This window comes from Sphingobacterium prati, from assembly GCF_013167215.1.
GTDB lineage: Bacteria > Bacteroidota > Bacteroidia > Sphingobacteriales > Sphingobacteriaceae > Sphingobacterium > Sphingobacterium prati.
Genome location: NZ_JABJWY010000003.1, coordinates 1 through 244 on the forward strand (window position 1 = coordinate 1; position 244 = coordinate 244).

General features: G+C 45.1%; 1 tRNA gene. It reads right to left on the reverse strand.

Features of this window, described 5'->3' with window-relative positions:
* Window position 1: 1 nt before the first annotated feature.
* Window positions 2-75 (reverse strand) — tRNA-Ile (locus HPC41_RS00015).
* Window positions 76-244 lie beyond the last annotated feature (169 nt).

The window sequence follows — 244 nt, forward strand, 5'->3', positions numbered from 1 at the left end:
GTAGTCCCGAGCAGATTTGAACTGCTGACCCCTACATTATCAGTGTAGTGCTCTAACCAACTGAGCTACGGGACTAGCTATTCTGTTCATCTCTTCTCTCAGGGACCGCTCCATCCGGGGCGGGCACTTTCTTCTGATGTTTTCCTTTTTTTGTAGTGAGTAGTGCGTAGTCTGTACCGGGTATCCTTTATGTCGCCATAAAATCCATCTCAATACCAGCTACTCAATTCTCAATACTTTTTTT